The organism is Allobosea sp. FW305-C-101 (genome assembly GCF_058783685.1).
On sequence record NZ_JBYSYT010000001.1, the window covers coordinates 341,802 to 359,481 of the forward strand.

At 66.8% G+C, this 17,680-nt stretch carries 12 protein-coding genes; 9 read left to right on the forward strand and 3 right to left on the reverse strand.

Annotation, left to right across the window (positions count from 1 at the left end):
* Positions 1–221: 221 nt before the first annotated feature.
* The 7 genes from AC3WMA_RS01605 (at position 222) to AC3WMA_RS01635 (ending at position 9,169) form a co-directional block, all read left to right on the forward strand.
* Positions 222–770 carry a chromate transporter gene (locus tag AC3WMA_RS01605; RefSeq protein WP_492283667.1) on the forward strand — a complete coding sequence of 183 codons (549 nt, stop codon included), beginning with the start codon at positions 222–224 and terminating at the stop codon, positions 768–770.
* Positions 771–778: 8 nt separating this feature from the next.
* A complete protein-coding gene (locus AC3WMA_RS01610; RefSeq protein ID WP_492283668.1) occupies positions 779–1,315 on the forward strand; it encodes a chromate transporter in 537 nt (178 codons plus the stop codon).
* 241 nt (positions 1,316–1,556) lie between these two features.
* Positions 1,557–3,812, forward strand: coding sequence for a TonB-dependent hemoglobin/transferrin/lactoferrin family receptor (locus AC3WMA_RS01615; RefSeq protein ID WP_492283669.1), 2,256 nt, complete (start codon positions 1,557–1,559; stop codon positions 3,810–3,812).
* Positions 3,813–3,902: 90 nt separating this feature from the next.
* Positions 3,903–4,655 carry a hypothetical protein gene (locus AC3WMA_RS01620; RefSeq protein WP_492283670.1) on the forward strand — a complete coding sequence of 251 codons (753 nt, stop codon included), beginning with the start codon at positions 3,903–3,905 and terminating at the stop codon, positions 4,653–4,655.
* Positions 4,639–5,532 (forward strand): ChaN family lipoprotein, encoded by an 894-nt coding sequence (locus tag AC3WMA_RS01625; protein ID WP_492283671.1) that lies wholly within the window; start codon positions 4,639–4,641, stop codon positions 5,530–5,532. The genes AC3WMA_RS01620 and AC3WMA_RS01625 overlap by 17 nt, the downstream gene beginning before the upstream one ends.
* Positions 5,529–7,271: an ABC transporter ATP-binding protein/permease gene (locus AC3WMA_RS01630; RefSeq protein ID WP_492283672.1), complete on the forward strand. Its 1,743-nt coding sequence runs from the start codon at positions 5,529–5,531 to the stop codon at positions 7,269–7,271. Before AC3WMA_RS01625 ends, AC3WMA_RS01630 begins: the two co-directional genes overlap by 4 nt.
* 38 nt (positions 7,272–7,309) lie before the next feature.
* A complete protein-coding gene (locus tag AC3WMA_RS01635) occupies positions 7,310–9,169 on the forward strand; it encodes an ABC transporter ATP-binding protein (RefSeq protein WP_492283673.1) in 1,860 nt (619 codons plus the stop codon).
* Between the two features lie 24 nt (positions 9,170–9,193).
* Here the strand turns inward: AC3WMA_RS01635 and AC3WMA_RS01640 are convergent, their stop codons facing one another.
* The 3 genes from AC3WMA_RS01640 to AC3WMA_RS01650 form a co-directional block, all read right to left on the reverse strand.
* On the reverse strand, positions 9,194–10,471 hold the full coding sequence (locus AC3WMA_RS01640) for an NAD(P)/FAD-dependent oxidoreductase (protein ID WP_492283674.1): 1,278 nt from the start codon (positions 10,469–10,471) through the stop codon (positions 9,194–9,196).
* Between the two features lie 95 nt (positions 10,472–10,566).
* Positions 10,567–12,915, reverse strand: coding sequence for a molybdopterin guanine dinucleotide-containing S/N-oxide reductase (locus tag AC3WMA_RS01645; protein WP_492283675.1), 2,349 nt, complete (start codon positions 12,913–12,915; stop codon positions 10,567–10,569).
* A 182-nt stretch (positions 12,916–13,097) separates the two neighbouring features.
* Positions 13,098–14,114, reverse strand: coding sequence for an amino acid ABC transporter substrate-binding protein (locus AC3WMA_RS01650; RefSeq protein ID WP_492284723.1), 1,017 nt, complete (start codon positions 14,112–14,114; stop codon positions 13,098–13,100).
* A gap of 564 nt (positions 14,115–14,678) precedes the next feature.
* On the opposite strand from AC3WMA_RS01650, the gene AC3WMA_RS01655 reads away from it, so the two are divergent.
* Together AC3WMA_RS01655 and AC3WMA_RS01660 are read left to right on the forward strand one after the other, a co-directional pair.
* Positions 14,679–16,532 carry an ABC transporter permease gene (locus AC3WMA_RS01655; protein ID WP_492283676.1) on the forward strand — a complete coding sequence of 618 codons (1,854 nt, stop codon included), beginning with the start codon at positions 14,679–14,681 and terminating at the stop codon, positions 16,530–16,532.
* A gap of 3 nt (positions 16,533–16,535) precedes the next feature.
* Entirely contained in the window at positions 16,536–17,660 is a 1,125-nt protein-coding gene (locus AC3WMA_RS01660; RefSeq protein ID WP_492283677.1) for an ABC transporter ATP-binding protein, read from the forward strand.
* Positions 17,661–17,680: the final 20 nt, after the last annotated feature.

Sequence of the window (17,680 nt, forward strand, 5' to 3'; positions counted from 1 at the left end):
AGGAAGCGCCTCTGCCGCTCCCCGCGATATCGTCCGGCAATGGCCGCCGCGGCAGCAATCGCGAGCTCGTGCGCAAGGCCGGCGACCAGTTGAAGCGCGCCGTCCGGCGCACCTTGCGGCGGCCGGACGCTCCGACGCGCTGAATACTCGTATCCGGCGCTGGCCAATCCCGGCAAAGCCTGCTTTCTGAATTCGTCAGCCGTCTCAGGGCGCAGAATCAGATGCCGGATGCCTTGGCCGAGCGCCCGAGCGCGCTGCAACTCTTCCTGATCTTCGCGCGGATCGGGCTGACCAGCTTCGGCGGCGGCCTGAGCGGCTGGATGCTCCGGGAATTCGTGCAGCGACGGCGCCTGATGAGCGAGGAGGATTTCCTCAACGGGCTCTCGGTCGCGCAGGCCCTGCCCGGCGTGAACGTCACCAACATGGCGATCTGGATCGGCTACAAGCTCGGCGGCCGCAACGGTGCCATCGCCTCCTGGCTCGGCATCGTCGTGCCGGCCGCCTTCGTCATCGTGCTGATCGGCAGTGTCTTCGCCTCGCTCGCCGGCTATGAACTCAGCCATATCGCGCTCAGCGGCGCGGCCTCGGCGGCGATCGGCCTGTCGCTGGCGATGGGCCTGACCGCCGCAAGGCGCGTGCCGCGCCGGGTGTTCCCGCTCGCGATCATGGCCGCGACCTTCGTCGCCGTCGCGATCCTGAAATGGCCATTGCTCTGGACGGTGCTCGGCTTCGGCTCGCTCAGCGTCGCCGTGACCTACCGGGACGGCTGAACGAGCGGATGCAATCCCTGCCCTTCAGCATCCTGCTCGTCTTCCTGCCGCTCTCGCTGGTGACCATCGGCGGTGGGCAGAGCGCCATCGCCGACATGCACCGCCAGATCGTCGATGTGCATCAGTGGATGAGCGCCGCGCAGTTCGTCGATGCCTTCGCCATCGCGCGGCTGGCGCCGGGGCCGGGCTCGCTTCTGGCCACGCTGATCGGCTGGCAGATCGCCGGGTTCTGGGGCGCGGTCGCGGCCACTGCCGGCATCTTCGGGCCGACCGCCTTCCTGATCTACGGGGTCGCCCATATCTGGTCGCGCTATGAGGGCGCCCGGCTGCTGCGCGCGCTCGAAAAGGGCCTGCGACCGGTCGCTGCGGGCATGATCCTCGCCGCCAGCTATGTGCTGATCCAGTCGCTCGACACCGGCTGGCTCGGTCGGGGGATCGCACTCGTCTCGACCGCCCTGCTGTTGCTGACCCCGGTCAACCCGCTGCTGCTGATCGCTGGCGGCGCCGGCTGTTTCGTCGGGCTTCACCTGCTGGCACTGATTTAAGCGCCTTTCGCCGCATCAAAACCTGATCGCGGCAGCGCAAGCGGCGCATATATATCGAACATCAAAACTCAGATATCGTCCACAAATGTCTTTACAAACCTGCATCCTATAATAATTATATTATATCGAACGTTCAGTTTTGAATTATATCAATTATTATATTATCGATTCATAAAGAATCAACTTGCGAATCTTTTCACTAAACTATTAGACGCCCCAGATATGGGACTGGGGTTACGTGATGAATAATAATTCTAAGCTGACTTTCCTCGCGGCATTGCTGTCGACGACCGCCCTTTCGGTGGCTCAGGCGCAGACGCAGACACCGCAAGCCAACCGGAATACCGGCGAGCAGACGATTTCGCTCGACCAGATCACGGTCACTGCGACGCGTGGCGAGAAGCAGGTGCTCGATGTTCCCGGCACCGTCAGCGTGATCACGCGACAGGACATGGAGCAGCGGATCACCCGCGATACGCAGGATCTCGTGCGCTACGAGCCGGGCGTCATCGTCAACCGCCAGACGAGCGGCACCGACCCGTTCGGCAACTACGGCGGCTTCACCATCCGCGGCGTCGGCGGCAACCGCGTGCAGATGCAGGTCGATGGTTCGCGCGTGATCGAGCGCATCACCGACGGCAACCGCGACTTCGTCGATCTGCCCTTCCTCAAGAATGTCGAGATCGTGCGCGGCCCGGGCTCGGTGCTCTGGGGCGCCGATGCGCTGGGCGGCATCGTCGCGTACCGCACGCTCGATCCGCAGGACCTGCTCAAGGGCCGCAAGGACAAGCCCTGGGCGGTCAAGCTCGACACGAGCTATGACAGCTTCGACCGCTCTCTCGTGAAGACGGGCATCGCCGCCTACAGCTTCTCGCCCGCCTTCGAGGCGATCGTCGGCGTCAGCCACCGCACGGCGCAGGAAGGCAAGCTGAGCAAGGCGCGCGCCGATGGCGGGCGCTGGGGCTGCCCGGTTCCGACCCTGCGCTTCCTGGGCTGCAACCAGCTCAACCCGATCGATACCGAGGTCTGGAACGCCTTCGGCAAGCTCGTCTTCAAGCCGTCGGCCGATCACACGATCAAGCTGACCGGCGAGTATTTCGACAACGACACGCGGGCGAACCAGCTCTGGGACTACAATGTCGTCAGCCTCGGCACCCGTAACGGCGCCTATATCCGCGACCAGGCCAAGAGCCGCCAGCGCATCGCGATCGAGCATGAATGGCAGGCCGGACTGAGCTTCCTCGACTCCGTCCGCTGGCAGGCCTCGTTCTCGCCGCAGGAGCGCGAGGTCATCAATAACCGCCTGCAGACGCTATCCAACGGCCAGCAGCGCTTCACGCGCGGCCTGCTCGACTACAAGGAGCGCTTCTCGCAGCTCGACATCCAGGCGAAGTCGAGCTTCGCGCTGGGGCCGACCTTCCACCGGCTGACCTATGGCTTCCAGGGCGACGTCACGCGCACCGACTACAAGCGGCGTGACGATGTCCGGAACCTGACGACCGGCGTGACGACGACGACGATCGCAGGCGGTTTCAACTTCGCCAATGCCACGACGACACGCTACGATTTCTACCTGCAGGACGAGATCGAGCTCCTGAACGGTCGCTGGACGATCACGCCCGGCCTTCGCTACGCCAATTACAACATCGATCCGCGTCTCGGACAGGGCTACGTCATCGTGCCGGACAAGGAGCCGCGCGAGCTGGATTCGCACCGCGTGATCCCGCAGGTCGGCACGCTCTTCAAGCTCGATGAGACCTATTCGCTCTATGCCCGCTATGCCGAGGGCTTCAAGATGCCGACGGCGCAGCAGCTTTACACTTCACTGCCCTTCGGCACCCAGAACCTGATCCCCAATCCGGATCTCCGCCCGGAGAAGGTGAAGTCCTACGAGGCCGGCGTACGCGGCCGCTTCGCCGATGGCTGGTTTTCGGTCGGCGCCTTCCATGCCGACTACAAGGACTTCATCCAGGAGCTCTACGAGGTGCCCGGCACGACCGACATCACCTCGCGCAACCTGTCGCGCGTGAAGATCTCCGGCATCGAGGCCTCGGCCGAATGGCGTTTCCAGGAACGCTGGGTCGGCCATCTCGCCGTCAGCTACCAGTACGGCAAGCAGCGCAAGGAGCAGGGCTCGCCCATCGTTCCCTATAATATCAGCCCGCTCAAGGCTGTCGCCGGCCTGAAATACCTGATGCCGGAATACGGGCTGGAGGCCGAGGTGATCGGCACCTTCGCAGCCGGCGCCACGCGCGCGGACGCTCCGACCACGTTCAAGCCCGGCGGCTATTCGGTGTTCGACGCCTATCTCAACTGGAAGCCGACCAGTTCCATCACCGTGCGCGGCGGCGTGCAGAACATCTTCGACCGGCGCTATTTCGCCGATGTCCTGAACTACGCCAAGACAGCGACCGCTGCGACTGCCGCGACCAATCCGCTGGAGCTTCAGACGGCGCCGGGGCGCACCTTCAAGCTCGCCGCTTCCGTCGAATTCTGATCCTGTTCGAGACGCCGCGCCGCAAGGCCCGGCGGATCAGCGGCGCCCCGGTCGAGACCCCGGGGCGTCGCAACCCTTTTGGAGACCATGATGAGCAACGAGACCAATCCGCGCGAAAAGCTCGTGCAAACGCCGGCCGAAATCCTACAAAGCCTGCCCGGCATGGGCCGCGTCATGCTGAGCACGCGCTCCGGCGGCGCGACCCATGAGCGGATGGGCGCAGTCGACACAGTGACCATCGCCGGCAACGAGGTCCGTTTGTCCGGCGCCTTCCATGACAGCCGCATCGACCTCGCCACGGTCGTGCGCATCGTCGCCGACCGGACCAGCAAGATGCGCGAGCGCGTGCTGCCGCGCCTGGAATGCCAGGACGCGTCCGGCGAGACCCTGTTCAGCCTGATCGGGCTCGACGGGCTGGAGCCCTTCGACAAGGCGCTGAAGCCGTACGGCGCCGGCGAGAAGCTGGAGCCGGTCGAGCGCGAGGCGCCCGGCAGCGGCGGTTCAGCCGATGTGCCGGAGGACGATCTCGGTGCCCGCAGCTTCGCGGCGATCCTGGCGAGCGGCGTGGCGATCGCGATCGATGTCGAGCGCGCCGGCCTGTTCCAGCATTGGCAGGGCGCCCTGCCCGAGCCGAAGCCGGCCATGGGCTTCGTCAACATCATGCAGGGCGACTTCCACCTGCATCTCAAGGCCGGCGCGGTCTCCGGCTGGGCGCGGACGGAAAGCGCGGGGACCGTGGCGCTCGAAGCCCGCGACAGCGAGGGCAAGGGCTTCGGCCTCGTCCTGCGCGGCCCGGCGGCCGCCTTCGCAGAGGTCCAGGACGTCGATGTCGTCAGCGGCTGAACCGGCACCGGCGGGCGCGACCTACGCCCATCCGCGCGCGACATGGCTCTGCCCGGATACGGGCCGGCTGCTGGCGCAGGGCGAGCTGATGCAGGCGATGGCGCGCAAGCGCGTCGTCCTGCTCGGCGAGACACATGACGTCGCCGAGATCCATCGCTGGCAACTGCACGTCACCACCTGCCTGCATCAGCTGCGGCCACAGATGGCGGTGGGCTTCGAGATGTTCCCGCTGCGCATCCAGCCGGTGCTCGACACCTGGGTCGCGGGCGAGATGGGCACCGCGACCTTCCTCGAGCGTAGCGAGTGGGCTGATGTCTGGGGTTTCGACCCCCAACTCTACCTGCCGCTGTTCCATTTCTGCCGGCAGCAGCGGGTGAAGATGCTGGCGCTGAACTGCCACCGCCCGCTGGTCACGCGGGTCGGTCAGGTCGGCTGGGAGGCGATCCCGGTCGCGGAGCGCGACGGGGTCACGCCGTCTGCGCCGGCAACCGATGGCTATCGCGACTATCTGGCCGCGATCACCGGTCGCTTCAGCGGGTCGGCCAAGCCGGAGGCGATGGCGCCGGAGCGCTTCGACCGCTTCGTGCGGGCGCAGCAATGCTGGGACCGCTCCTTCGCCTGCCGCATCGCCGATCACCTCGCTGAGGCGACCGACGATCCGCTGGTCGTCGGCATCCTCGGGCGCGGCCATCTCGAATATGGTCATGGCACGCCATTCCAGCTCCGCGATCTCGGCATCGAGGATATCGCGGTCCTGCTGCCGGCAACCGATGCCGCGCCCGAAGCGGAACCCCTCGCGGGCATCTCCGACGCGCTGTTCCGGCTCGACACACCCGAGCCGCCGCAATCGCGACGGACGCCGCGAGCGGCATCATGAGAGCCGTGCTCTCCCAGATCGTCGGGTTGACCCGGCTCTGCATCGCCGGGCCGGGCGGCAAGATCGGCGCGCTCTATTTCCTGATGATCTTCGGGCTCGGCCTCGCCGGGGTGCAGGTCGGCGTGCGCCTGATCGCCTGGACCGCGGATTTCTACAACGCGTTGCAGAAACTCGATGTCGACGGCGCGCTCAGGCAGATCGCGATCTTCTTCGGGCTGATCGCGATCAGCGTCGGCATCCACCTCGCCAGCGCCTATCTGCGCAAGATGCTGCAGATCCGCTGGCGGCGCGCATTGACCGAGGCCGCGCTCGACCGCTGGCTCGCAGGCAAGGCCTATTGGCACCTGCGCGAGCGCACAGACCACGGGCTCGACAATCCCGACCAGCGCATCGCCGAGGATTGCCGCATCTTCGTCGAGAAGCTCACGATCGAGGGGCTCGAACTCGCCACCAACATCATCGCGCTGGTGACCTATGTCTCGATCCTGTGGTCGCTCTCGACCTTCGCGCTATCGTTCAGCCTGTTCGGCCATCCCGTCGAAATCCCGCGCTACATGGTCTGGGCCGCGCCGCTCTATGTGGCCGTCGCCACCCTCATCACGCATGGACTCGGCCGCCCGCTGAAGGCGCTGACGGTCGAGCAGCAGAAGCGCGAGGCCGATTTCCGCTTCTCGCTGGTGCGCCTGCGCGAGCATGTCGAGGCGGTTGCACTGGCCGATGGCGAGCCGGCGGAGCGGCGTCTCTTCCGCGAGCGCTTCGGCGCGATTGCCGGGAATTGGCAGAAGCTCGCCAATCGCGAACTGATCCTCGGCTTCTTCACGCGGCCCTATTTCCAGACCGTGCTGCGCATCCCGCTGTTCCTTGCACTGCCGGCCTTTCTCGCCGGGCGCGTCACCTTCGGCGGGCTGATGCAGATCGGCTCGGCCTTCCAGAACGTGGTGACGACGCTGTCCTGGTTCGTCTTCTCCTATCGCGACCTGACCGAGCTCGCCGCGGCGGCCAGCCGCCTGTCGCATTTCATGCGGGCAGCCGAGGGCGCGGCCATGCCGGCAAGCGGCCCTGCCATGCATAAAACCGGCAATGCGGAGCTGCGGCTGCGCGACCTCGTCCTCGCAACGCCTGCGGGGCGCCGCCTCCCGCCCGTCCCGGACCTGAAGCTGGAAGCCGGCGGCAGCTATTGGCTCGCGGCCCCCTCCGGCCATGGCAAGAGCACGCTGGCGAAGGCTATCGCCGGGCTCTGGACGCATGGCGAGGGTCGGATCGAGCGGCCGGAGGGGCGCATCCTCGTCCTGCCGCAGCAGCCCTATCTGCCACTCGGGAACCTGCGTTCTGCCCTAGCCTATCCGCAATCGCCGGAGGCCGTCGAGGACGCGACCTTGCGCCGGGCGCTCGCCACTGTCGGGCTGGAGGAACTCTGGTCGCTCGACGAGGACGGCTGGACGGACAAGCGGCGCGGGCTCTCCGGTGGCGAGCAGCAGCGCTTCGCGCTGGCGCGCGCGCTGTTGCAGGCACCGGACTGGCTGGTGCTGGACGAAGCGACGAGCGCGCTCGATGTGGAGTCGGAGGCGCAGTTGCTTTCGGAATTGCGCCGGTCCTTGCCGACGAGCACGCTGGTGCTGATCGCGCATCGCGCCCCTCAGGGCCTCGGCTCGCTGCAGATGATCGAGTTGAGGCAGCAGCCACCACGGCCAGAGGCAGCCCCCGCCACTGCCCTCGCGCAAGCCGCGCCGGTAAGCTGAGCGGAGATGAGTCGCCTCCCCCTTTCGTCTGCTCCCTGATGGCAATTCCCTCGCTTTCCGCAGCTGCCGCCGCCCTGCGTCGGCGTCTCTCCCAATGGCGCGACGTGCCGCGGCTGCTGCGCTCGCTGTGGCAGACCAGCCCGCGGCTCTTCGTGGCGATTGCGGTCTTGCGCCTGCTGCGCGCGCTCCAGCCGCCGGCGATGCTCTTCGTCGGCAAGCTGATCATCGACGAGATCGTCTTGCAGACGCGGACACCGGCGCCCGGCCCTGCCCTGTCGGACTGGCTGGAGAGTGGCCGGGCCTCGGCGCTCGCCGGCTGGATTCTGCTTGAGTTCCTGCTGGTCGCCGGCGGCAACGCGCTCAACCGGCTGGGAACGCTGGCCGAGGGTCTCCTGTCAGAGCGCCACGGCTTCGCGATGGGCGTCCAGCTTGTCGAGCGCGCCGCCGAGCTTGATCTCCGGGATATCGAGGGCAACGCCGCACAGGACAAGCTGCAGCGCGCCAATGCCGCAACGATGCTCGGCTACCAGCTCGTCACCAATCTCCTCACGCAGCTCCAGAATGCGGTGACGCTGCTCGCGCTTCTGGCCGGCCTGGTGTTCTTCGTGCCCTGGCTGATCGTGCTGCTGCTCGCAGCCCTGCTGCCGACCTTGCTGGTCGAGGCGCATTTCAATGCCCGGCAGTACGAAGCGGCGATGGCGTTGATCCCGGAACGGCGGCGCCTCAACTATCTCCAGCATGTCGGCTCCTCCACGCATGCGGCCAAGGAGGTGAAGCTGTTCGGCCTGGGCAGCTACATCGCCGGCCTGCTGCGGGAGGTCGCGGAGCGCATCATTGCCACGAACCGCCGGCTGGCCGTGCGGCGCGCCACCTGGAGCAGCCTGTCAGGCGCCATCGGCTCACTCGCTTATTACGCGGCCTATGCCGTGGTCGCCTGGCGCGCCCTGACAGGCGAGCTCAGCATCGGCGATCTCACCTTCCTCGCCGGCTCGCTGATGCGGCTCAACGGATTGTCCGAAGGGCTGATCGTCGGCCTCTCGCAGATCACGTCGCAGGCCCAGTATCTCGGCGATCTCTATGCCTTCCTCGACATGCGCTCGACCGTGGTGCCTCCGGCGCATCCTCGCGCCTTTCCCGCCCCTCTGCGGCAGGGCGTGACGTTCGAGGATGTCGGTTTCCGCTATCCCGGCAAGCCGGACTGGGCGCTACGTCATCTCAGCTTCGCCCTGCCGGCTGGCGAGACGCTCGCGCTCGTCGGCGAGAACGGCGCCGGCAAGACCACCATCGTCAAGCTGCTGACGCGGCTCTACGAGCCGGACGAAGGCCGCATCCTGATCGACGGCATCGATATCCGCGACATCCCGCTGCCGGCGCTACGCGAGCATGTCGGCGCGATCTTCCAGGATTTCATGCGCTACAACCTGACGGCCTCGGAGAATATCGGTGTCGGCCGGGTGACGCGGATAGGCGAGCGGCCGGCGATCGTCGAGGCGGCGCGCAAGAGCCTGGCCGATCCCGTTATCACCGGCCTGCCAGAGGCTTACGACCAGATGCTCGGACTTGGATTCCAGAGCGGGCTCGATCTCTCGGGAGGGCAGTGGCAGAAGATCGCCATCGCGCGGGCCTATTTCCGCGACGCCGCGATCCTGATCCTCGACGAGCCGACCGCCGCGCTCGACGCCCGCGCCGAGGCCGAGATCTTCGAGCGTTTCCGCCATCTCAGCGCCGGCAAGACGGTGCTGCTCATCTCGCACCGCTTCTCGACGGTGCGCATGGCCGACCGCATCCTCGTGCTGGAAGGCGGCGCCATCCTCGAACAGGGAAGCCATGCCGAACTCATGGCGCAGGACGGACGTTATGCCGAGCTGTTCAAGCTGCAGGCTGCCGGGTTCCAGTAGGCTCGGCAGCTGCTTTCGAGACGCCTATCGCCCGCGGATCAAATCGGCCGCCTGATAGCTCCAATAGGTCAATTGGACCGCAGCCGTGCCGAAGGGGCCGCCGTTCCAGACCAGGCCGAAGGGCGCGAACAGCTTGTAGCGGTCGCTGGCGCCGCGGATCGCCTCGGCGATGACGGTGCCGCCGATCGCGGTGGTGTTCATGCCGTGGCCGCCGAAGGCGGTGCAGTACCAGACGCCCGGACGGTACTGGCCGATCTGCGGCATGAGATGGCGCGCATAGGACATCAGGCCCGACCAGGCGGCTTCGACCTTCAGCTCGGCGAGTTGCGGATAGGTCGTCACCATCTCGTGGCGCAGGATCGCGGCGACGTCGCTGGGCTCGGTCGTGCGCGTGGTGATGCGCCCGCCCCAGAGGATGCGCGAGCCGCCCTCGACAGTGCGGTAATAGTCGCCCGCGCGCCGGTCGTCGCCGACGCCGGTGCCGATGCGGATCGCAGAGCGGATCAGGTCGGGCGCGGCCTCGGTCAGCAGCACATAGGTCGCGATCGGGATATAGGCGCGGCGCAAGGCCGGCAGCACATCACCGGTATAGCCGCCGGTGGTGAACAGCACCTGCTCGGCCTCGATCGTCGCCCTGGCCGTCTTGAGCCGCTTCACCGCGCCGTCGAGCTCGCAGGAGATGACCGGCGAACCCTCGTGGATCCTGCCGCCGAGCCGGACGATCTCGCGGGCCAACGCGCGGGCATAGTTCAGCGGGTGGAAATGGAAGGAATCGTCGGCCGTCAGCGAGGCGTGGTATTTCGGCGAATTGAGCAGGGCGCGGGTCTCGTCGCGGCCGAGATAGCGGAGCTTGCGCCCGAAGCGCTTCTCCTGCGTGTCGCGCACCGCCTGCAGTCCGGCGCCGCCATCATAACGCACGACCTTCATAATGCCCGGCGACGGCGCGGCTTCGGTGATCCCGAGGCTTTCGATGTTGCCGCGGACGATCTCGACGCCTTCCATCGTCAGGCGATAGAGCTCGTCGGCCTGGTCGCGGCCGGTCTGGCGCTCGATCGCGGCGAGCGAGGTCGCATAGCCCGGGCTGACGAAGCCACCATTGCGGCCAGACGCACCCCAGGCGACGCGTTCGGCCTCCAGCAACAGGACTGAGCGGCCGGCACGGGCAAGGTTGAGCGCGGCGGTGAGGCCAGCGAGGCCGCCGCCGACGATGCAGATATCCGTCTTCAGCGTGCCTTCGGCCGGCGCGTAGCTCTCCTCGGTCGCGAGGGTGCGGCGGTAATAGGTGTCGATATAGGAGGACATGCGGTCTCGCGAAGGCGGGCGGCGGGTTGTTTTCGTTGTCGACTCTCGCGATCCGCGACCGGTTTTCCCGGCAGCGGATCGCGGACTTTCAGTGCTTACTCGGCGGCTTCGGCCGTGCGCGAGCCCGGCGGATCGAAAGCCTGGATCGGCGGCAGGTTGCCGTCGAAGCGCGCGACCTGCACCGTCGTGAGCTGCCCGGTGCAGCCCTGCGCCAGCGCCGAGGTGCCGATATCGCGGGTCAGCACGTTCGGATTGCCGTGCACGCAGAGCGGCTTGTCCTCGTTCGGATCGGCAGGATCGTACCAGGCGCCGGTCGGTAGCTGGATCACGCCCTTGCGGATGCCGTCGGTGACATGGACGGCCGCGAGGCAGGCGCCGCGCTCGTTCGAGAGCCGGATGATGTCACCATCGGCGATGCCGCGGAGCGCCGCATCGTCGGGATGCATATGCGCGATCTCGCGGCCGCGATGCTTGGCGTCGTTGCTATGGCCGCCGAAATCGAACTGACTATGCAGCCGGGTCCGGGGCTGGTTGGCGACGAGCACATAGGGGTTGGCGTCATCGGGGACATTGGTCGCGCCGAGCCAGGTCGGATGGCCGGGGCAATCCGCCTCGCCGAAGCCGGCGATGGTCTCCGAGAAGATTTCGAGCTTGCCTGATGGCGTCGACAGCGGCGCAGCGTCGGGGTCGGCGCGGAAAGCGCGCAGCTTGCCGCCATCGTCCGGCTGCTGCGGCAGGTCGAAGCCCTCGCCCGCCCAGAACTCGGCGAAGCTCGGTGCCGGCAGGCCCTTCTCGGCAAGAGCCGTGCGGGTCGGTTCGTAGAGATGCTCCAGCCATTGCCGGGCAGTGCGGCCCTCGGTGAAGGCCTCGCCCGTGCCGAGCCGCTCGGCGAGATCGGCGAAGATCGAATAGTCGTCGCGCGCCTCGCCATAGGGCGCGACCACCGGATGCATCGGCACCAGCAGCGGGTCGTTGGGGTTGCCGCCGATATCCTCGCGCTCCAGCGTCATCGTGCAGGGCAGCACGATATCGGCGTGGCGGGCGGTCGCGGTCCAGGCGAGCTCGTGGACAACAAGCGTGTCGATACGAGCGAAGGCCTCGCGCAGGCGGTTCAGGTCCTGATGATGATGGAACGGGTTGCCGCCGGCCCAGTAGACCAGCTTGATCTCGGGATAGGTCCGGGTCTGGCCGTTATAGCGATAGGTCGTACCCGGGTTGAGCAGCATGTCGGAGATGCGCGCGACCGGGATGTAGTCGCTGATCGGGTTCCTGCCTTGCGAGAAGGTCGGCATCGGCACGGCATTGTAGCGCCGGCCGTAATAGGCGATGGCGCCAAGCCCGTAGCCATAGCCGCCGCCGGGCAGGCCGATCTGGCCGAGCGCCGCTGCGAGCACCATGCCCATCCAGACGGGCTGCTCGCCATGGCTGGCGCGTTGCAGGGCATGGGCCACGACGATGAGTGCACGCTTGCCGTGGAGGCGCTTGGCCAGCGCGACGATCTCCTCGGCCGGCAGGCCGGCGATGGGAGCAGCCCAGTTCGCATCCTTAGGCTGGCCATCGGTCTCGCCCAGCAGATAGCGTTCGAAGACCGGCCAGCCGACCGTATAGCGGTCGAGGAAGGCGCGGTCATGCAGGCCATTGACCACGAGCGTGTGGACCAGGGCCATCATCAGCGCGGTGTCGCTGCCCGGCTTGTTGGCGACCCAGTCGGCGGCGGCTCCGGGGGGCAGATCGCTGCGCAGCGGGCTCACCAGAACGAATTCGCAACCGCGCTCCTGCGCCCGCTCCATCGCGCCGCGCTCGACATGGCGGCTGGTGCCGCCGCCAGCGACCATGCTGTTCTTCAGCGCCATGCCGCCGAAGGCGAGCACGATCTCGCTGTGATCGGCGATCTGCTCCCAGGAGACGTTGCGCTTCACCAGGTCCTCGTAGTCGCCGATGATATGCGGCACGAGGACGGAGGACGCGCCCGAGGAATAGCTGTTGACCGACTTCACATAGCCGCCGGTCGAGGTGTTCAGGAAGCGGTGGATCTGGCTCTGGGCGTGGTGGAAGCGCCCGGCACTGGCCCAGCCATAGGAGCCGCCGAAGATTGCGCCGGGCCCGAAATCGTCGCGCACGCGGCGCAGTTCGCCGGCGAGCTTGTCGAGCACCGCCGACCACGACATCGGCACATATTCGTCGCGGCCGCGGCGGTCGTCGGGACCCGGCCCGTTTTCCAGCCAGCCGCGGCGGACCATGGGCTGGGCGATGCGGGCGCGGTGGCGTAGCGCGGCCGGGAAGTTCTGGATGATCTCGTTGGGATCGGGATCGCCCTCATGCGGACGGACCTCGAGCTGCCCTTCCTTCATGCGGGCCGAGAACACGCCCCAATGCGAGGTATGCGGGCGGAATGCCTCGCTGTCGGTCACAGCTTCGCCTGCCGGAACGATCGGAGCCGCCATCGTCTTCACCCTCGCCTTTTCGGACTGAAACAGCCCTTCCCTCATTCCGCTGGTCCGCGGCCAACCGCAAGGGGTTTTCGCGGATTGCGGACAAGCGCCGCACGCTTGGCCGGATGCTGAAAGGGCCCGGCTGATGGAGCAGCCGGGCCCTTCCTCATGTCAGCGGACGAATGGTCCGATGCTCAGCGGATCGGCGCCGCATATTGCAGGCCGCCATTGCTCCACAGCGCGTTCTGGCCGCGCGCGATCTTGAGCAGCGACTTCTCGCCGAGATTGCGCTCGAACATCTCGCCGTAATTCCCGGCCGCCTTGATGGCGTTATAGGCCCAGTCGTTCTTGAGGCCGAGCGCCTCGCCGAAGGTGCCTTCCTTGCCGAGCAGGCGCTTTATCTCGGGATTGTCCGACTTCGCGCGCAGCTCGTCGACATTCGCCTGGGTCACGCCGAGCTCCTCGGCCGTGATCTGGGCGAAATGGACCCAGGTGACGATATCGAACCACTGGTCGTCACCATGGCGGGTGACGTAGCCCAGCGGCTCCTTCGAGATCGTCTCAGGCAGGACGATGTGATCGGCCGGCGCCTTGAAGCGCATGCGCTCGGAATAGAGGCCGGACGCGTCCGTGGTGAAGGCGTCGCAGCGGCCGCTCTCATAGGCCTCGGTCGCCTCGTTATTGGTGGCGAAGGTCACCGGCTCGAACTTCATGTTGTTCTTGCGGAAATAGTCGGCGGTGTTGAGCTCGGTCGTGGTGCCCTGCTGGATGCAGATCGAGGCACCGCTCAGCTCCTTCGCCGATTTGATGTTCAGCGACTTCTTCACCATGAAGCCCTGGCCGTCATAGTAGTAGGTCGCGCGGAAATTCTGGCCGAGCGTCGTGTCGCGGCTCATGGTCCAGGTCGTGGTAGCGGCGATGAGATCGGTCTCGCCCGACTGAAGCGCGGTGATCCGGTCCTTCGACGGCAGCTGGATGAACTTCACCTTGGCCGGATCGCCGAAGACGGCCGCAGCCAGGGCCCGGCAGTAATCGGCATTGATGCCGGTCAGGACGCCATTCGCGTCGGGAACGGCGAAGCCGGCGAGATTCGCCCCGGTCCCGCAGTTCAGGACGCCGCGCGACTGAATGGTTTTCAGGGTCTGTGCTTCCGCCGACACCGAAACGGTGCAGACGACAGCAGCGGCAAGCGCCAGGGTCAACTTCATAATTCCATCCCCAGATGACAGTAGTGCCGACGATGTTCCACGCGGCCCGGCTCCCGTCAATCGCCAGCACGCGTGGGCACGGCTTCTTCCGTGGCGGAACGATCGCCGGTCAGTCGAGGGACCCGATCGGACGCGCCTCCCCGCAGGCAACCTCCCTGATGTCATGAATTCCATCCAGTCGCCCGCACAGCTGATCGAATCTGCGGCGCGGCAGGGCGGCAATTATGTGTGGTCTGTCGCTTCCCACTGGAATCTACCCGGGTTGCGATGCGCACTTTGCGATTGCACAGCTGTGCGAAATTCTGCCGAAACCCGTTGACATTCGCAGTCCGGCCGTGGACCAATGGGAAGCCGGCTCATCAGAGCACGGCACGAAACCGCCGAGAAACGGCGGAAGCGGGCGGCAAGGGCCACTTCCCTTGACCCGCCCCGACAAGACGAAGCCTGCCGGCCCAGCCGGTGGGCACGGAGGAAACGGAATGGTCGAAGGGCTTATTGTCCGGCGCGGCGCACACGCGTGCATTGCCTTTACCCTGTCACGCCCTGCCAGCAGAGCGGCGTGAAGCGATGAGCAGTTCCCCGATCGCCCGCAGCGCCGGCCCGGTTCCCGCATCGCTCCCGAGCAGCGGCAGCCGGCTGAATGCCCTGCGCTATCGCGCGAAGGTCGCGCTCAACGGGCCGACCACCTTCATCGGCCTGCTGCTTGCCGGCCTCTTCACCTACCTGATCGTCATGCCGGTGCTGTCGATCCTGTTTGATGCCGTGCGGGTGCAGTTCGGCGACGAGCGCCGCCTGCGGGCGAGCGCCGGCGACTTCACCACCTATTATCTCGAGCGCGCCTTCACCTCGCGCGTCGCCCGCGACCTGTTCTGGGGGCCATTGGCCAACACGCTGACGGTGGCGGCCAGCGCCATTGCGCTCGCGATGATCATCGGCGGGGTGCTCGCCTGGCTGCTCAGCCGCACCGACATGTTCGGCCGGCGCTGGTTCGCGACCGCGCTGATCGTGCCCTACATGCTGCCGGCCTGGACCTTCGCGCTGGCCTGGACGACGCTGTTCAAGAACCGCACCGTCGGCGGCCAGCCGGGCTGGCTGGAGGCGATGGGCCTGACGCCGCCGGACTGGCTCGCCTATGGCCGGCTGCCGATCACCATCATCCTGGCGCTGCATTATTCGCCCTTCGTGATCCTGCTGTTCGGCAATGCGCTGCGTCGCTTCGACAGCCAATTGGAGGATTCCGCCCGCATCCTCGGCGCGAACCGGCTCACCGTCGCCCGCCAGATCATCCTGCCGCTGATGCAGCCGGCGCTGCTCTCGGCGATGGTGCTGATCTTCGCGAAATGCCTCGGCGAGTTCGGCGTCGCCTATGTGCTCGGCCTGCCGGTCGATTTCGACGTGCTCGCGACCTCGCTCTATCGCAGCATCTCGTCACGCCAGTCCGGCGTCGCGGCCGTGCTCGCCGGCTCGATCATGCTGATCGGCGTCATCACGCTGATGATCGATGCAAGGCTGCTCAAGGAAGCCCGCCGCTTCGTCACCATCGGCTCCAAGGGCTCGATGAGCCGGCTGAGCCCGCTCGGCATCCTGCGCTGGCCGGCCACGGTCTTCGCGGCCCTGATGTTCGCCTTCAGCGTCGGGCTGCCGCTGCTGACGCTCGCGCTCTCGACCGTGATGCGCCAGCCCGGCAACTTCGCGCCGGCCAATTTTACCCTCGACTACTGGATCGGCCGCGACCTCAACACCGTCGCGATGAAGAGTGGCGTGCTGTTCACCCCCGATCTCTGGCAGGCCGCCTGGAACAGCCTGTCGATCGTCGGCGTCGCCTCGGTGACCTCGGGTGTGCTCGGCCTGCTCGTCGGCTATGTCGTGGCGCGCACGCCGGTCCGGCCGCTCGCAGCCTTCCTGCGCCAGGTCACCTTCATGCCCTATCTGGTGCCGGGCATCGCCTTCGCCGCTGCCTATCTCTCGCTCTTCGCGGTGCCGCGCGGACCGATCCCGGCGCTCTACGGCACGGCGGCGATCCTGATGCTCGCCCTCATCGCCGACCAGATGCCCTATGCCTCGCGGGCCGGCGTCGCGGCGATGATGCAGCTCGGCAAGGACCCGGAGGAAGCGGCGCAGATCGCGGGCGCCGGCTGGTTCCGCCGCCTCATCGCCATCGTGATCCCGATCCAGAAGGGCGCACTGACCACCGGAATCCTGCTGCCCTTCATTTCCGGCATCAAGGGCCTCAGCCTCTTCGTCGTGCTCGCGGTGCCCGGCACCGACGTGCTCACCACCTATTCGCTGCGCCTGATCGACTACCACTACACCCAGGCGGCCAATGCCGTGGTGCTGATCATCGCCGCGATCTCCTATTTCGGCACGCTCGCGGGCCAGAAGCTGACCAAATCCAATCTCGCGCAAGGACTAGGGAACTGAATCATGCCCAGGATCAACCTGCGCGGCGTCGCGAAGAACTACGGGGTTGCGGGGGCGAATGCCGTCTCCGGCCTCGATCTCGAAATCGGCGACGGCGAATTCATGTGCCTGCTGGGGCCGTCCGGCTGCGGCAAGACCACGACGCTTCGCATGATCGCGGGGCTTGAGAACCTCAGCGCCGGCGAGATCCAGGTCGGCGCCCGCATGGTCGACAGCGTCGGCGCCGGCATTTTCGTGCCCCCGGAGAAGCGCGAGATGGGGCTGGTCTTCCAGAGCTACGCGCTCTGGCCGCATCTGACGATCGAGCGCAATACCGATTTCGGCCTGCGGCTGCGCAAGGTGCCCAAGGCCGAGCGCGAGGAACGGGTGCAGCGCGTGATGAGCACGCTCGGCATCGAGAAATACCGCGACCGCTATCCGTCGCAGCTCTCGGGCGGGCAGCAGCAGCGCGTCGCACTCGCCCGCATGCTGGCGGTCAATCCCGAGGTGCTGCTGCTCGACGAGCCGCTCTCCAATCTCGACGCGGCGCTGCGCCTCGAAATGCGCGCCGAGCTCAAGCGCCTGCACCGCGAGTTCAAGACCACCATCGTCTTCGTCACCCATGACCAGTGGGAGGCGATGACGCTGGCGACCACCATCGCCGTGATGAGCGAGGGACACCTGCAGCAGGTCGGCACGCCCAACGACATCTATGACCGGCCGGCCAACCGCTTCGTCGCCCAGTTCGTCGGCAATCCACCGATCAACATCCTGGAACTCGGCGAGGTGCCGACGCCGGTCGCCGCCAGCGCCGGCCAGTGGCTCGCCGCCTATTCCGGCGGGCTTGCGGAAGCAGGCTCCGTCGGCATCCGGCCCGAGGCACTGAAGGTCACGACCGGCACGGCACCCGAAGGCGCCTTTTCCGGGAAGGCGGAGGTCACCGGCATCCTGCCGACAGGCGGGAGCTGGATCGTCGAACTGACCGTGCCGGGCGGCAAGCTCTTCCAGACCACGCATGAGATGCCAGCGATCGACCAGGGCGAGGCCGTGAATTTCTGGGTCGAGCCGCGCGCGCTGCATGTCTTCGACAAGGCGGGCAACCGCTCCACCGCTGCCGATCAGGCGCTGCGCCCTGCCCGCCGCCACTGACACGAACCGAAGGAGATGCC

Bases quoted from the DNA above. Each gene is read 5' to 3' on its own strand.
- AC3WMA_RS01605 (WP_492283667.1), top strand. From the start codon at position 222: ATGCCGGATGCCTTGGCCGAGCGCCCGAGCGCGCTGCAACTCTTCCTG.
- AC3WMA_RS01640 (WP_492283674.1), bottom strand. From the start codon at position 10,471: ATGTCCTCCTATATCGACACCTATTACCGCCGCACCCTCGCGACCGAG.
- AC3WMA_RS01615 (WP_492283669.1), top strand. From the start codon at position 1,557: ATGAATAATAATTCTAAGCTGACTTTCCTCGCGGCATTGCTGTCGACG.
- AC3WMA_RS01620 (WP_492283670.1), top strand. From the start codon at position 3,903: ATGAGCAACGAGACCAATCCGCGCGAAAAGCTCGTGCAAACGCCGGCC.
- AC3WMA_RS01645 (WP_492283675.1), bottom strand. From the start codon at position 12,915: ATGGCGGCTCCGATCGTTCCGGCAGGCGAAGCTGTGACCGACAGCGAG.
- AC3WMA_RS01635 (WP_492283673.1), top strand. From the start codon at position 7,310: ATGGCAATTCCCTCGCTTTCCGCAGCTGCCGCCGCCCTGCGTCGGCGT.
- AC3WMA_RS01625 (WP_492283671.1), top strand. From the start codon at position 4,639: ATGTCGTCAGCGGCTGAACCGGCACCGGCGGGCGCGACCTACGCCCAT.
- AC3WMA_RS01610 (WP_492283668.1), top strand. From the start codon at position 779: ATGCAATCCCTGCCCTTCAGCATCCTGCTCGTCTTCCTGCCGCTCTCG.
- AC3WMA_RS01660 (WP_492283677.1), top strand. From the start codon at position 16,536: ATGCCCAGGATCAACCTGCGCGGCGTCGCGAAGAACTACGGGGTTGCG.
- AC3WMA_RS01655 (WP_492283676.1), top strand. From the start codon at position 14,679: ATGAGCAGTTCCCCGATCGCCCGCAGCGCCGGCCCGGTTCCCGCATCG.
- AC3WMA_RS01630 (WP_492283672.1), top strand. From the start codon at position 5,529: ATGAGAGCCGTGCTCTCCCAGATCGTCGGGTTGACCCGGCTCTGCATC.